General features: G+C 65.3%; 9 protein-coding genes. 2 read left to right on the forward strand and 7 right to left on the reverse strand.

Annotation, left to right across the window (positions count from 1 at the left end; translation table 11 throughout):
* Nucleotides 1-120: 120 nt before the first annotated feature.
* The 4 genes from RCH11_RS11305 to RCH11_RS11320 all read right to left on the reverse strand — a co-directional run bounded on the left by RCH11_RS11305 (nt 121) and on the right by RCH11_RS11320 (nt 10,877).
* On the reverse strand, nt 121-3,444 hold the full coding sequence (locus RCH11_RS11305; protein ID WP_327057109.1) for a glucodextranase DOMON-like domain-containing protein: 3,324 nt from the start codon (nt 3,442-3,444) through the stop codon (nt 121-123).
* 210 nt (nt 3,445-3,654) lie between these two features.
* Nucleotides 3,655-5,841: a transglycosylase domain-containing protein gene (locus tag RCH11_RS11310; protein WP_327057110.1), complete on the reverse strand. Its 2,187-nt coding sequence runs from the start codon at nt 5,839-5,841 to the stop codon at nt 3,655-3,657.
* A gap of 219 nt (nt 5,842-6,060) precedes the next feature.
* Nucleotides 6,061-8,544, reverse strand: a complete 2,484-nt coding sequence (locus tag RCH11_RS11315; RefSeq protein ID WP_442789045.1) for a phosphoketolase family protein — start codon at nt 8,542-8,544, stop codon at nt 6,061-6,063.
* A gap of 233 nt (nt 8,545-8,777) precedes the next feature.
* Nucleotides 8,778-10,877 carry a RecQ family ATP-dependent DNA helicase gene (locus tag RCH11_RS11320; RefSeq protein ID WP_327057112.1) on the reverse strand — a complete coding sequence of 700 codons (2,100 nt, stop codon included), beginning with the start codon at nt 10,875-10,877 and terminating at the stop codon, nt 8,778-8,780.
* A 220-nt stretch (nt 10,878-11,097) separates the two neighbouring features.
* Between RCH11_RS11320 and RCH11_RS11325 the strand changes: the two genes are divergently transcribed.
* Complete coding sequence (locus tag RCH11_RS11325; RefSeq protein ID WP_327057113.1) at nt 11,098-11,517, forward strand: hypothetical protein; 420 nt, start codon at nt 11,098-11,100, stop codon at nt 11,515-11,517.
* 81 nt (nt 11,518-11,598) lie between these two features.
* On the opposite strand, the gene RCH11_RS11330 is transcribed toward RCH11_RS11325, so the two are convergent.
* Nucleotides 11,599-12,099, reverse strand: a complete 501-nt coding sequence (locus RCH11_RS11330) for a glutathione peroxidase (protein WP_327057114.1) — start codon at nt 12,097-12,099, stop codon at nt 11,599-11,601.
* A 215-nt stretch (nt 12,100-12,314) separates the two neighbouring features.
* Here RCH11_RS11330 and RCH11_RS11335 point away from each other — a divergent pair, with 215 nt between their 5' ends.
* Nucleotides 12,315-13,235, forward strand: coding sequence for a J domain-containing protein (locus RCH11_RS11335; protein ID WP_327057115.1), 921 nt, complete (start codon nt 12,315-12,317; stop codon nt 13,233-13,235).
* A gap of 15 nt (nt 13,236-13,250) precedes the next feature.
* Here RCH11_RS11335 and RCH11_RS11340 read toward each other — a convergent pair whose 3' ends face one another.
* Both RCH11_RS11340 and RCH11_RS11345 read right to left on the reverse strand, forming a co-directional pair.
* Nucleotides 13,251-13,934 (reverse strand): DUF2510 domain-containing protein, encoded by a 684-nt coding sequence (locus RCH11_RS11340; protein ID WP_327057116.1) that lies wholly within the window; start codon nt 13,932-13,934, stop codon nt 13,251-13,253.
* 42 nt (nt 13,935-13,976) lie between these two features.
* On the reverse strand, nt 13,977-15,509 hold the full coding sequence (locus tag RCH11_RS11345; protein ID WP_327057117.1) for a DUF2510 domain-containing protein: 1,533 nt from the start codon (nt 15,507-15,509) through the stop codon (nt 13,977-13,979).
* Nucleotides 15,510-15,784: the final 275 nt, after the last annotated feature.

Below are 15,784 nucleotides of genomic sequence, written 5' to 3' on the forward strand. Positions count from 1 at the left end.
GCGCGAGGAGCGCCAGCAGGGTAGGCAGGATGGGCAGAGTGGGCAGGATGGGTAGGGAGTCGATGGGCTTCAGTCTGCCATCTTTGGGTCAGCTCCCCGCCCACCAGTCCGAAATCAGCGCTACGGAATCAGCACCGCCGCCAGTCTCACCGGCCCGGCCGTGTAGTCGAGCTCGGTCGCCTGCGACACGTTCGGCGGCACGATCGTGTCCATCACCTTTGGCACGGTGTTTGGGTCGGCGGAGCAGAGGGCGCTCGGCGACGCAGCTACGCAGACTCCGAAGCTGTAATCGCCGGCAGTCGCGCTGAAGCTGCGGGTCTGGTCGACTCCGTGGGTACCGTCCTGGCCGGTGAGAGCCAGTGTGAAGCCCCAACCCGAGGACGGCGTACCTCCGAGAGCCGTCTTGTCGACGCTGAAGGTGATGTACCGGCTGACCGCGTTCGCGCCGACCGTCACTGCGCCGAGCGAGGTGCCAGAGGCATCCACGAACCTGTTGTTACCGAAGCCCTGCGCTTCGATCAGTCGGCTCCACGGCGTGCGGGTCGAGTAGTTCATTCCCGGGTAAGACGAAGCGGTCGACGTGGATGCCGCCCCCGGCTGGGACACATAGACATCCAGCAACTGGGCGCCGTTTGTCGAGCCGAAGGTGGGCGTCAGGTCGGCGGTCTGTACCCGGAAGGTCACCGTCGAGCCGGTGTCGTAGACCTGAAAGCGGTCGAGGTCGAACGCCCCCGCGTGGAAGTCCCCGGCCTTCGGGTAGGCGTAGTTACCCGGCCCCGTGTCGTCGCCGGTCGGGTCGTCGACGCTCACGAGGAGGGTGCCATTCACGACATCGTTCACCACTGAACGCACCACCTGGGCGGTCCCACCGTTCAGCACTGTGCTGGCGATTATGAAGACGTTCGTGCCGGCCGCTGAGGTCACGTCGACGCTGAACGAGCCATCGGTGGCTGCGGTCGTGTGTGTCAGTGTCGTGACACTGTTCGCGTCCGTTGCGACATCCGCGATGTCGATGGATGCCCCGGCAGCCGCCGTGCCACTCACGGTGGTGATGGCACCGGTGGCGGATCCGTCGGCCGGTGCCGTCACGGTGAGCGGGGTCGAGCCCTGGCTGTGCGACACGTAGCGGTCGCGCACCTGGGCGGGCTGCTCGAGGCTTTTCCCCGCCGAGAGATCGGCCGTGAGGCGCACCTGCGCAGCCGAACCCCAGGTCAGCGGTGAGGCCGACCCATCCGCCGTGCCGTTGACAAAGCCGATGGATGCGGTGGCCGGATCGGTGCCGTACGGCGAGGCGGGCACATTCGCGCGGTCCCACACCTGCTCTGGCACGAGACCCGGACCGGAGTTCATGCGGTTGATCGACACGAGCACCGAGGATGCATCGGAGGTCTGTCCCTGGGCGAGATGCTGTTGCGCCCGCTCGGCGGCCAGCACGGGCCACGGGTGGCCGGTGCCAGAGAAGTTGTTCGTCCAGGGTGCGCCCGTGACCGTGCAGTTGGTACCGGCGCCGACAAAGCAGTCACCGTAGCCGTCACCGTTGTAGCGGAGCCAGCCAGGCCCGCTGTCGGTGGGGCGCTGGATGGTGGCATCCGTCACGGCCAGCGAGTTGAGGATCACCGGGTCGGTCGCGGGCAGGATGCCGAGGCGCACGTACTCGAGGAATCCGGCATCCGCGACCGCACGCTGATCGAGCGTCGGCCCACCGTTACCCACGTTGTAGCTGATCGCGGCGTTCGGGTCGCCGGTTTTTGAGAGGCGAATGAAATACGGGGAGCTCGAGAGCGGACCGTTCGTGGTCACGCCCCAGGCCTTGATCGTTCGTTGGTACTGGTCGGCGGTCGCTCGCCAGACGCGGGCGCTGGCCTCGTCGTGATGCTGGTCTGCGATGGTCGCGGCGGCGATGAGTCCGGCGATCTCGGCGGCGATGGTTGAGGGGGAGTAGCCGGTCTGCTCCTCCCAACGCTCGACTCCGAAGCTCGGGCCGTGGCTCACCAGAAAGTTCGCCGCCGAGCGAACTCTCGGCCACAGCGCGTTGTCACCGGCAAGTCCGGACTGCAGCGCCATCAGGATCGGGTAGGCCGTCTCATCCAGCTGGTCATTGAAGGCATCGGGAGCCTTCGTGCCGTCAAGCAGCGAATTGCGCGGCTGGGATCCATTGGCCTGCTGGCTCTTCAACAGAAGGTAGCGCACCGTTGCCTGGGCGGTCGAGATGTCGCCGTTGGTGTAGAGCGCAGTCCAGGCCTCGTAGAGGTCCCGCGCGAACACCTCCTTGTAGCCGCCGACGAAAAGGTTGTTCGGGTCGTTGGCCACGATGGACTGGCCCCACGGCGCATCCAATCCCGCGACGATTGCGCCGGGGTAGGTCTTGTCTTCTGATGCCTTCACCACGTTCGCCGACTGGTAGTAGTTCTTGATCGCGGCGAGCCTTTGGGAGCCGGTGAGCCCGGCAGTAGTGAGCACCGGAAACTTCAGCCCAGCGTCATAGCGTGCCCATCCGGCACGATAGCTTGCGGTGATTCGAGCCGGTGAAGTGGACGCCGTGGCATTCGCTGTCGCGACGGCTGCGGCTTGCGAAGTGCCGAATCCGAGCGCGAGCAGGGATTCGCCGTGGCGATCACTCTGCACGCCAACGGTCTGTTCGACATTGCCACCGGTGGCGGTCCTCGAGAGCGGACCGAGGGTGTGGGTGGCATCGAGCTGGGTGAGCCCGTCGCTCGCCGTCCCGACGAATCCGCTGCTCACGCTGGTGAACGGCCGATCGCCCGTGAGCGCGAGGTAGGAGGGCACCGCGTAGGCGGTGCGGTTGGCCTGGCTCGTCGTCTTCGGGTCGAAGGACACCGGTACCGACCGCCCGGTGCTCGTGTCGACCACCGCGGTATCGGCACCCCCGTTGGCCGACCCACCGCCACCGTTGCCTCCCGCGTTCGAGTCGAGGCGCACGAACAGGGAGTAGTTGCGGGCCGCCTTGCTGAGGGGCTGGAACTTCGTGCGCACCACGACGCTGTTGCGGGCCGGGTCGGTGAGATAGGTGTTGACGAGCCGATAGGCGCCGCTCTTCGCGGTCGAGGTGATCGTGCAGACGGTCCCCGTGGCATCCGCGGACACCGTGTAGGTCGTGTCGCGGCTCTGCAGGTCGGTGAAGGTGGAGCCATCGGTGACGAGATATTGCATCGTCTGCACGTTGGTCGCGTCGAGAGTCGGCGCATAGACATCCGATAGGATGCCGCCCGCCACAGTGAACCAGATCTTGGAGTCGGTCGTTCGCGAGGTGCCGACACAGTCCTTGCGGGATTGGCCCTGGTGGCTCGGGAGACCGGGCGAGCCTACGGCTTCGGTGCTCGCGGGAACACCGGTAATCGCACCCGCCGGAGCGGATCCCAATGAGAGGGCAGCCAAAGCGAAAACGGCGGCAATTGCAGGCACGAAGTACTGACGTCGGATCACGGGGGTCTCTCCTTTGAGAACGCTCTCAACAGGACCGTAGACCCACCGTGCACGCTGGTCAACACCCGAACTGTCTACCGGTCCGAGTGTCACCGGGAATCATCGCTGGGACGGAGCTCCCACCACCCCAATCAGGCCGACCACTCCTGCCGCGATGACGACGATGACGACGATGACGTCATGATCACCGAGCTGCCGCGTATCGCGGCACTACTGCCCGCTGGCCGCGCCTCGCCCGTTGACCAGCGCCGGGTCCGGCGCCGGGAAGTCGCCACCGCGGTAGTCCGGATTCGCGTTCAGCGAGGCCATAGTGTCGCGAAAGATGTTGAATTTTGTGTTGTAGCCGTTGGTGCCGACGAGCGTGGTCTTACGCAGGGAGTGGTGCCCGCCATCCGTGTTGCCCACCCACACCGCCAGGGACATCTTCGTGGTGGTCGCGATGAGCCAGTTCTGCGCCGAATCCTCGGTGGTACCGGTTTTACCGACGATCGGTACGCCATCTCGTGGACTTCCGGCCGATCCCGTACCGGACGTCATGACCGCACCCAGCGCATACGCCACGGTGGCGGCGACATTGGGCGCGACCGCTTGGGAGCAGGAGCGGGACTGGCCCGGAGCGTCCTTGCCATCCGGCCCAACGACCTTGTCGATAATCGTCGGCGCGCAATACAGTCCGTTCGCGCCAACGGTCGCGATGGCCGCAGCCATGGTGATCGGTGCGATCTCGTTGGTACCGATGATCGCGGCAGGTTGAGCACCAAGCTCGATCCCGTCGGCCCGATGCACTCCGTAGGCCTTTGCGGTGTCCCGGATGTCGCACACATCAAGCTTCTGCGCCATCGAGAGAAACGCGACGTTGACCGAGTACTTCGTGGCGGCCGCCACCGTCATCTGCCCGCCCTCACCGGGGGAGTCATTATTGAAGACGAACGGTGCCTGGCCATCGGAGTTGATACACCGCGAATTGAAGGAGCTCAGGTTGAATGCCCGTGGGGTGCCGTCAACAACCTCACTCAGGGTGTGGCCCCTCTTCAGCCACTCCGTGAGGGTGAAGATTTTATAAGTTGACCCGGTTTGGAAGCCGGATGATCCCCCGTACGACCGATCGGTCATGTAGTCGACGGCGGTCGTCGTTGGCCCCCCGCCATCCTGGGAATTATCAAAGCCCTTGTTCTGCGCCATGACCACGATGCGCCCGGTGCCGGGTTGCATCGCCACCGCTGCCGCCCCGAGTGCGAAGCGCGTCTCCGTCGGCGGGGCGTTGGTAATGAGATTGTCCTGGGCGACATCCTGCTGCCCCAGGTCGATGCTCGTGTAAATCCTGTACCCCCCGCGCGCCCAGGCGGCGGCGCGGGCAGCGTCGGTTTCGCCGAGAGCGGCCAGGGTCGGCACCAGTCGCAGCGCAAAGTCGCAGGCGAACTTCGCGTCGGCCGCGTAGAGACATCCATTATTTGGAGTGCGAAGTTTCGGCGCGATCGGAGTCGCTATCGCGGCCTGGTACGACGCCTCGTCGATGTAGCCGAGGTCGCGCATATCGAACAGGATCAGGTCTCGCCGATCCTTGTTGGCTGCATAGAGCGCCGGATCGCTCAGGTTGCGGGAATTGGGCTGCTGCACCATGGCGATGAGGCTGGCGGCCTGGGGAAGCGTGACATCCTTCGCACTCACGCTGAAGTATTTCTGGGCCGCCGACTCGATGCCGTAGGTGTTTCCCCCGAACCCGGTGATATTCAGGTAGCCGAGAAGAATGTCCTTTTTCGCGTAACGCTTCTCGAGACCGATCGCGAACTTCATCTCGCGCAGTTTGCGATTGAGAGTGTCGCTGATCGCAGCGGCATAGGCCGTCTTCTTCTTGGCCGCGTCATCGATGCGCAGCGCCCGCTGGATGAGGATGTTCTTCACCAGCTGCATTGCAATGGTCGAACTGCCACTGGTGATCGACTTGTGGACGAGGTTTCCGGCGGCGGCGCGGGCTATCGCTTTCAGGTCGATGCCCCCATGCTGCCAGAATCGGCGATCTTCCCCCGCGACAGTGGCCTCGGTGATGAACTTCGAGACGCCTTCCCAGGCCACGCTCTGGCGATCCTGGTCGTAGATCGTGGCGATCGGCACGGCGGCCCCGTCGCGCTGGGCGTAGATCAAGTTGCGCTGCGTCTGCGCGTCGATCGTGAGATAGTCCGGCAGGTTATCGAAGAAGCCGATGGATGCTGTCGCGCTTCGGCTGGTGACCAGGATCGATGGGAGGGCGAGAGATGACACGAGCACTCCGGCCAGCAGGCTGAAGAACAGCAGCCCGACGAGGGAACCGAAGACCGTGCCCCGCCGTCCATAGTCCGAGACGGAGGTTTGGCTCATCGCCGTGGGTAGCGGGGCGGCGGCACGAGTTTTGCGAGCCATGGCCATCCCCCTTTCCACTCTCTCTGTTCCATTGTCTGATGGACTGTACGCGTCGGTTTACCCTCTCGGGGCGTGTAGTCAAATCGTGACATTACGGTTGATCCGGGTGCCAACCAGCACGCATCCGCTCTACCGCTCGGGGGGCAGCCCACGATCGCCTTCGACTCCCAGCGGTGTTCTGGTTCGCGGTCGTGGCGAGGCCAGGCTCGAATTGACGCGCTAGGTGTTGTCCCCGCCCGTCTCGGCGGCGGAGATAGCTCCGGCACCGGTTCCGCTCCAGGTCCAGTCGGCCACCTCTGGGATGTCCTCGCCGTGTTCGCGCGTGTATGCACGAGCACGCAGTCGGGCATCCTGCATGTCTTGGCGGAGCCCCGCCGTGCGGCCGGCGAGGCCGGGCACACGGTCGATCACGTCCATCACGAGGTGATATCGGTCGAGGCTGTTGAGCATCGCCATGTCGAACGGCGTGGTCGTGCCGCCCTCCTCGTTGAATCCGCGCACATGGATATTGGAATGCCCGCTGCGACGATAGGTGAGCCGGTGAATCAACGTCGGGTAGCCGTGATAGGCGAACACGACGGGCTTATCGGTTGTGAAGATGGCGTCGAACTCCTCGCTGGCGAGTCCGTGCGGGTGCTCCGACTCGTCTTGCAGGCGCATCAGATCGATGACGTTGACGACCCTCACTCTCAACTCGGGCAGCCGCTCACGAAGGATGGACGCCGCGGCCATGGTCTCGAGAGTCGGCACGTCGCCGGCGCACGCGAGCACGACATCCGGCTCCTGTCCCGTGACCTCGGTGCCCGCCCAGCCCCAAATGCCAACACCGCGCGTACAGTGCGCAATTGCGTCCGCCATGCTCAGCCACTGCGGACTCGGCTGTTTGCCGGCGACGACCACGTTCACGTAGTCGACCGATCGAAGGCAGTGGTCGTAGGTGGAGAGCAGGGTGTTCGCGTCAACCGGGAAATATACCCGAACAATGCTCGCTTTCTTGTTCACGACGTGGTCGATGAATCCAGGGTCCTGGTGGCTGAATCCGTTGTGGTCCTGGCGCCAGACGTGGCTCGAGAGCAGGTAGTTGAGCGAGGCGATCGGCCGACGCCACTCAAGCTTCTTCGACTCCTGCAGCCACTTCGCATGCTGGCTGAACATGGAATCGATGATGTGGATGAAGGCCTCGTAGCAATTGAAGATGCCGTGGCGACCGGTGAGCAGGTAGCCCTCGAGCCATCCCTCGCACTGGTGTTCACTCAGCACCTCCATCACACGACCGGCGCGCGCCAGGTGTTCATCGATCGGCCAGATCGCACTGTTCCACTGCTTGTCGGTCGCATCGAAAACGTCCTGCAGGCGATTGGAGGCCGTCTCGTCCGGACCGAAGATGCGGAAGTTGTCGGGGTTTGCACGGATCACGCCCGAGAGCCAGCCGCCGAGCACCTTTGTCGATTCGACCGCAACGCTTCCCGGCTCTCCCACCTCGATGCCCGCGGTCCGGAAGTCCGGCAGCTCGAGATCGCGACGAAGCAAGCCACCGTTCGCGAATGGTGTCGCCGACATGCGAAGGTCGCCCTCGGGAGCGAGGTCCGCGATCCACTCGAAGAGGCGTCCAGCCTCATCGAAGAGCTCAGTCGGCTTGTACTTCAGCATCCACTCCTCGAGGATGCGCGTGTGCTCCTCGGTGTCGCGTGCGTTCGCGAGAGGCACCTGATGTGCGCGCCAGGTGTTCTCCACCGGCTTGCCATCGATTTCCGCGGGACAGGTCCAGCCCTTTGGGGTGCGCAGGATGATCATCGGCCAGACGGCCGTGCCTTCCAGCGTGCCATCCGCCGCGCTCTTCTTGATGCGGGCTATCTCGTTGAGCACCTCATCGAGAGTCTCGGCCATTCGCTCATGCACTCGCAGTGGATCTTCGCCATCGAAGCCACCGGAGACGATGTACGGCCTGTGTCCGTAGCCACGCATGAGCTCGAGCAGCTGCTCTTCCGGGATACGGGCGAGGATGGTGGGATTCGCGATCTTGTAACCGTTGAGGTGCAGGATCGGCAGCACCACGCCATCCTGCAGCGGGTCGATGAACTTGTTGGAGTGCCAGGCGGTCGCGAGTGGACCGGTCTCGGCCTCACCATCACCGATGACGCAAGCGACCAGGAGGTCGGGATTGTCGAAGGCCGCCCCGTAGGCGTGCGACAGCGAATAGCCGAGTTCGCCGCCCTCATTGATCGAACCGGGCACATTCGGCGCCGCGTGGCTGGGGATACCCCCGGGGAAAGAGAACTGGCGGAATAGTCGACGCATGCCGACCGAGTCCTGGCGGATCGGGGAGTAGAGCTCTGAGTACGTGCCGTCGAGGTATCCGTTTGCGACCATTCCTGGGCCGCCGTGGCCGGGTCCGGTGATGTAGAGCGTTTTCTGCTGGCGCTCCCGGATGATGCGATTGAGGTGGGCGTAGAGGAAGTTGAGTCCCGGCGTTGTGCCCCAGTGTCCGAGCAGGCGCGGCTTGATGTCATCACGCGTGAGCGGATCGCGAAGCAGGGGATTGTCGAGCAGGTAGATTTGCCCGATCGAGAGGTAGTTGGCGGCTCGCCACCATCCGTCGATCTGCGCCAGCGTGTGCGGGTCCAGGGGAACGGTCGGTTTCGACGCCCAGGTCGCCGGTGCGGCGATGTGCCCGGTGTTCGAAATCGTCGGGGTGCTGATCATGTCGGTCATCTGGTCTCCGCTTCGGTCGTGCCTGGGTTCCGGTCGTGCCTGTGTGGCACCGTACTCGCCTCTGAACTCCGCGCACAGTACGAAAGTCCCGGAGAAGGACCGATCGGATGTTCCCGGAAGCTCGACTCAGAGGGCGAGCGGAGCCGACTGCAGCGTGGATCCCGGCTCTCCTGCAGCGATAGCCGGCGATGTCGTTGGTGGTCACGACGATCATGAACGAAACCCTATGCCCGCAGTGCGAGCACGAAGGGAAGTACCGCACCCGCCCCGGCGCGCCGCAGCTCACGACCCGCCACGGTGAGCGTCCAGCGGCTGTCCGCCAGGTCGTCGACGAGCAACACCGGCCCGGTCGGGATTTCGATCCCCGCTGCGGAGAACCGTTGCATGACTCCGGCAAGGCGATAGGCGCTGTTTCCGCCGGCATCCCCCGTCGGCCCGCCCCCGACCCACCCGAGTGAACCGAGGTACGGCAACTTTCCCGCGTTCGCGAGGCCCTCGGCGACAGATGCGATGAGTAACGGATGCCGCCTCGAGGGCACGGTCACCACTGCGGCGGGCCGCTCCTGCCACTGCCATTCCGCGAGCACCCGCACGCAGGCGGCGATGAGGGCCGGGCTCGCTGGGGAATCGGGCGAACTCGGGGCGAACAGCTCCCTCAGAGACCCGCCCCATCCGAGGTCGGTGAGCCTCGCCAGCGCCCTGCCCGGCTCCGTGCGCTCGGTCAACGCAATGTTCCCGCGCACGGTCACACCAAGACGATCCATTCCGCTCGGCCACTGGGCGCGGGGTTCGACCGGTACACCCACGCGGTCGAGCGAAGCGCCAGCCACGATCGCGGCATCCGCCCTCACCTCTACGGAGTACCACGGGCCGGCGCAACGATCGCAGCGCCCGCACGGCGCGGCGGTCTCGTCGTCGAGCGCGCGCTGCAGAAATTCCATGCGACACCCGGTGGTCGTCTCGTAGTCGAGCATCGACTGCTGCTCGGCAGCCCGTGCGAACGCGATGCGCTCATACCGTTCGGCGTCGTAGGTCCAGGGCTCGCCGGTCGACACCCACCCGCCCCTGACCCGTCGCACGGCGCCATCGACGTCGAGCACTTTGAGCAGCAGCTCCAGTGGCGTGCGTCGCAGGTCGACTCGTGCTTCGATCGCCGCTGTCGATAGGGCAGTGGCGCCGAGGACCTCAATCACCGCGAGGGCCTTCTCCTGCACCGGCATCGACGAGGTGGCGAAATAGTGCCAGATTGCCTCGTCCTCCGTTCCGGGGAGCAGGAGCACATCAGCGTTCTCTGTTGCGCGACCGGCACGACCGACCTGTTGGTAATAGGCGACGGGAGACGAGGGAGCGCCGAGATGAAGAACGAACCCGAGGTCGGGCTTGTCGAAGCCCATTCCGAGGGCGCTCGTGGCTACCAGAGCTTTGACGTCGTTCGATTTGAGTCGCTGCTCGAGCTGCTCACGCTCGGAAGTGTCGGTGCGACCCGTGTACGCGTGCACCTCGTGTCCAGCCTCGCGCAACAGTCGAGCGAGGTCCTCGGCGGCGGAGACGGTGAGCGCATAGATGATCCCGCTGCCGGGCAGCTCAGCGAGGTGGCTGAGCACCCACGCCAGTCGGGCTTTCGAATCGGGCAACCTCAACACGCCGAGGCGCAGGGAGGTGCGAGCGAGAGGCCCGCGGATCGTGACCACCTCGGAACCGGGGGACCCGTCGGAGCTGCCGAGCTGTTCCGCGACATCCGCCACCACTCGGCTATTCGCCGTCGCCGTGGTCGCGAGCACCGGAATGCCCGCCGGCAGGGTCGCGATGAGGTCGCGGAGCCGTCGATAATCGGGGCGGAAATCGTGACCCCAGTCAGAGATGCAGTGCGCCTCGTCCACGACGAGAAGGCCAGCGCGTGCGACCAACGTGGGGAGCTGCTCATCACGGAAGGCAGGGTTGTTGAGCCGCTCTGGTGAGACGAGCAGCACATCGACCTGGTCGCGGTGAAGTTTGTCGAGTACTTCCTCCCACTCGTGCGCATTGGCGGAGTTGATGGCGACCGCGCGCACCCCCGCCCGGGATGCCGCGGCCACCTGGTCGCGCATGAGCGCAAGCAACGGGGAGACGAGGATGGTCGGTCCGGCGCCGCGCCGCCGGAGGAGGAGAGTCGCCACAAAGTACACCGCAGACTTGCCCCATCCCGTTCGCTGCACCACGAGAGCGCGGCGGCGCTGGTCCACCAGCGTCTCGATCGCCTCGAACTGGCCGTCATGGAAATCCGCATCATCACGCCCGACCAGGGTGCGCAGGATGGCGAGGGCGGCGGCGCGGCTGTCGGTCATTGCTCCAGCTTGACAGGGGCGGGCGACAGAGCGGACCGACGGGCACATCCGGAGAGAACTCCGGGGAAGACTCCCGGGAGGTTCACGCGGGGAAGGGGGAGGGGGGAGGGGGGAGGGAGGAGATGACTCTCCTCCCCTTCACATCGGAAGTCCGGCGGAGCAGAACACAGAAATTAGCCAGTACAGCCTGGCACCCGTCTCGATGCGCGACGCTGCCGTGATGAAACCCCATTACGAAGACACCATCAGCCAGCCGCTCGCCAGTGATTCCCTTGTTGAAGAGCGGATCTCTGCGCTCGTGGGACGTGCCTGCCACAGACAGGTCTGGTTCCTTTTCGTGGACAGCAGGAACGTGCAGTTGCCGCTCATCATCCCGGTCTCCGACCCGCCGATAATGCCTGATACCGCGGTATCTCAGCTTGTCGACAACATTGTGAAGGCCGGTGAGGGCCTGGACGCCCATTCGGTGATCGTCGTACTCGAACGCTACGCCGGGTCGGAATTCACTCCGGCCGATCGAGCCTGGGCACGCACTCTCGACAGAGCATTCGGATGCACCGAGCTGCCAATGCGGGCGGTCCTGGTCAGCCACAGCCGAGGAGTGCGCTGGTTCGCACCTGACGACTATGGGTTCGACTGACCTGGCCACGACGGATCGCCAGCCCCGAACTAGCCCCGAAGCCCAGAACTGGCCCCGTCGAACTTGCCAAGCAACCCGGGGCTAGGAGACGAGAAGCGAGGCCTCGATCAGCGACACGATCTCCGGCGCATCGGGCTGCGTCGTCGGACGGAAACGATGCACCTCCCCTTCGCGGGTGATCACGAACTTCTCGAAGTTCCACTTGACCTTGCCTGCCTTGCCCGCAGAGTCGGAGGACTTGGTGAGCTCGGTGTAGAGCGGGTGGGCGTTCTTGCCGTTCACCTTCGTCTTCTCGAACATCGGGAAGGTGACTCCCCACGTGGTCGAGCAGTACTCCTTGATGGCGTCTTCGCTGCCGAGCTCCTGCAAGAACTGATTGCTCGGAAAGCCGAGCACACTGAAACCGCGCTCCGCATAGGTCTTCTGCAGCTTTTCGAGTTTCTCGTATTGGGGAGCGAGCCCACATCGAGAGGCGACGTTGACAACGAGGTAAACCTTGTCGCCGAGGTCGGAAAGGGTGGTCGACGTACCGTCGATGGTCGTGAGGGGGATATCGCCGAGAGGGCTGTCACTGAGTGTCATAACAGTGAAACCTATCCTCAGAAGCAGGGAATTCCACTCCTCTCGAAGCTGTGAATGAGTCGGGTACGAGTGGGGTCGGCGAATCCGAAGCGAGTCACAACGCCGCTCCAGAACGTGCCCACCTCGATCCCAGCAAGTTTTCGATATCGTCATGTGGTGGTGCACTTGACCGAGGCACCGGCACACTGCGCCGATATTCCAGCGGAAAGCCCGTCATGTCCGACAGCCCAATCTCAGCGACACCCTACGAGGTGCTCGGCGTGAGCTCGACGGCTACCCAGGATGACCTGCGCCGCGCCTATCGGCGGCTGGTGCGGGAAACCCATCCCGACACCGGGGGAGACGCGGAGCGCTTCACCTCCGTGCAGGTGGCGTGGGAACGCGTGGGCGACCCCGATGATCGCGCCGTATACGATCGAGGACGCCCCACGTCGAGGGGCGCTGACACTCCTGCCACCTGGGCGCCGCAATCGCGCCCGAAGCAGACCGACACCCGCCCTCGCGCCCGTTCCTACGGGCATCCGGGAGGCTGGAGGCGGGAACGCTACCTCGTGCTGATGCGCGAATGGGTCGGCAGGGGAGAGCCGCTGGAGGATCCCTACGACCCCTCGCTGGTTCGCTCGGCTCCGATGGAACTGCGGCATCTGCTGGCGGACGCTCTCGCGGAAGAAGCGACAGCGCGCGCACTGGCCGCGCTCGGTATTGGCTACACCATCTGGCACGACGTGAGTACCGGCGATCCCGAGGAGAAGATCGACCACGTGGTGCTCGGTCCAACCGGAGTCTTCGCGATCCTGTCCGAGGACTACGGCGAACCGGTACGAAGCAGGCGCGGCGAACTGCTCGGCAAGCCACTCGGGGAGGCCCGCCCCATGCACGACCTCGGGGTGCGGGCCAAGATCGTGTCGCGGGCAGCACGGGTCAAGTTCACGGCGCTGCTGATCGTGCTTCCCGACGATGCGCTCGACGAACCGTACACAGTGCTTGGGGTGATTCGCGGTGCCGCCACTGTGATCGCTCGCCGGTCCATGTTGCCGGTTCTGCTTCGGGACGGCGTGCCGGGAACGCGGGTGATCGGCGGCAACGAGCTCTTCGACGTGCGCACTCGACTGCAGGGTGGCATCCACTTCGTCTGATCGCGGATGCGCTTCTCAGGCGGCCGGGAGCAGTACGGCCACCCAGAACCGGGCCACCAACGATGCGGTCGTGAGTATGACCACCAGGCCAACGTGCCACCACAGGGGCGCCGATCCACGGCCGGACTGCTGCCGCACCTGCACGGTGCGTGCGATGAGATAGCCGAGCGGACCGAGGAGCAACCACCAGCGGCTCGGCACGCGGCCGTAGCCCATCGCGTCGAGCCTTCGGCAGTCCCTGGTCGCCGCCGCCACTGACCAGAGGAGTGGCAGCAGCACGATCGAAAGCGCCAACCACACCGAGAAGGTGACAGCGAAACCGATTCCGACGCCGCTGACCACTCCGATGAGTGGCGTTGCACTGAGCGCCCAGGCACCGCCAGTATTCCATCGCGTTGGCGCTATCGGTGCCAAGGACCGCGACCTATTGGCATCCATCGTCCCGCCCGACCCGTCGCCGCCGAAGGGCACATAGGCAAGCATCTCGGGTTGCGACGGCAGCACGGGGCGGGGCGGCGGGATCAACGGAGAGGTACGTGCAAGCACACTGCCGGGGCGCGGGACATCCGACGGACGCATTGCCGGGCTGGCCGCCACGTATTCGGTCCACTCGGCGCCGCTCCACCAGCGCAGATCGCTTCGCCCCACGGGATCGGCGAACCATCCGGGCGGAGCAACGACGAGGCCACTCTCAGCCACCGCGGTTCACCGGCGTACCCCCGCATCGCCTAGAGAACATGGTCAGACGGTCGGCGCTTCGCTCACCAGCGCGAATGCGGAGTTCGGCAGAGTCGAGTCGATCACGACATTGAGGGTCACCTTTACCGACGCGAGCGTGCCGACACAGGAGACAGCAGTGCCGTCAAGAGTAACCGGGAGCGGCGGGCAGCTGATCGACGAGAAGGTGAGTTTCTTCGCGAGCGTCTGGCGGGTGAGCTCTGCAGCCATGCCGGAGGGCGTGAGCTCTGCTGCTCGCTGCGCACCAGTGATCGGTCCGCCGCTGACGACGGCCGGTGTGGCTGCGACAGGAGCCGTGAGGCTCACGAGCGCGAATACGGACGGAAGCTGCAACACAATGAAGGAAATGGCGGCCGTCTGGAGGAGGAGCCAAAGGAGCAGCGGCACCACCCCCGCCGCGCCGACCCGGATGGCACGAACCAGGAGGTACAGCGGCGGAACGAGTGCGAGGGCTGCGGGGGCGGTGCGCGGGAACCCCCGGCCCCGCAGCACGCGACGGTCGAGGAATGCAAGCATCGGGGAGAGGAGGAGGGGCGCTCCGAGCACCAAATAGCGGATCACGGGGGAGCCGCCGAGATCGAGCAGCCCGAGGACGAGCCAGACGGCGGCCGCGTGAACGACCGGGAGCAGCGCGAGGATCCATACTGCGGCTGTTGTCGATCGTTCCGAGATCGCGAGGACGGGACCGGGAACCGCGGCGGCGGGTGAATGGAAAACGACGGGTAGCGCGGTGGCCGCGACCGGGGTGGACGACGTGGCGAAGGGATCCGGGGGAAGCCTGAAGCCGAGGGCACCGCGGGAAAAGGTCGGGGCTGGCGACGGCAGGAGGACGGGCAACGCCTCGGGCGGCGTCGTCGACACAGGAGCCCCGAAAGGCTCGAGGCCAGGGGCGGCCAACGCGGCGGGCGGACCGGTCGGAGCGGGCTGCACTTGCGCTGGGACGGAGACGGATGCGGCGGGCACGAGCGGTGCGGCGGCACCGATCCACGGGCGGGCGACCGACGCGTCTGAGACATCGGTCGAGTCGGAGACGTCGGTCGGGTCGAGGAATGCGGTGGCGCTGAAGACGGTCATTTCGGCGGATTCGCGCTCGGCCGGTGAAGACTCGAACAGGGCTTCAAAGGGCGAGCGGTCATCGGTGTTGCCCGGCACGGCGGCCGGCAGCGGCTCTACAACGGGAACATGGTCCGGCACATCAGGGAGCCCGATCGGAGACGGCGCGAGCGAACTCCCGACCGGTTCGTCGATCAGCACGGGTCCGGTCGTGAGCGGTCCGACCAGTTCCCGCAGTTGGCGACGGCTCAGCGCGGCAGCGGGAGCTGTGACGGCTGTCTCGGCGAGCACGGCAGTCGCGCCATCGGCGACCGGTTCGACCGGAGTTTCGCCACCCAGCTCAGCAGTCCACGCCGTTCCATTCCACCAGCGAGACCGTGTGCTCCGCATCGGGTCGGCATACCAGCCGGGCACGATCAGGGTGGCCAGAGGTTCTACTGCGGCTTCGGTGACGGGCGTCGAGTCGGCGGATAGCGATGGCATTTCGCGACGAGCGCTCCTTCGTGACGGCGCAGCGGGCTGCGCCTCAGTATCCGAATTCAGAGTAAGTGACACGATGATTCCCCCAGGTAGACCCGCCAGAACTGGGCAGACTCCGATTTTACAAGCCGGATACAGCGCAATCTAGGCTCCGCTGTACCCCAGTCCGTGGGGTTCACCGTCCTATCGCTTGCCTGCAGCGAGGCTTTGTCCGGATGTTTGAGAAAGGGTGTCGGTGTCGTGAGTCCACTAGATACTTGATGGACACCGACCACGAG

This window comes from Glaciihabitans sp. GrIS 2.15, assembly GCF_035984695.1.
Lineage (GTDB): Bacteria > Actinomycetota > Actinomycetes > Actinomycetales > Microbacteriaceae > Lacisediminihabitans.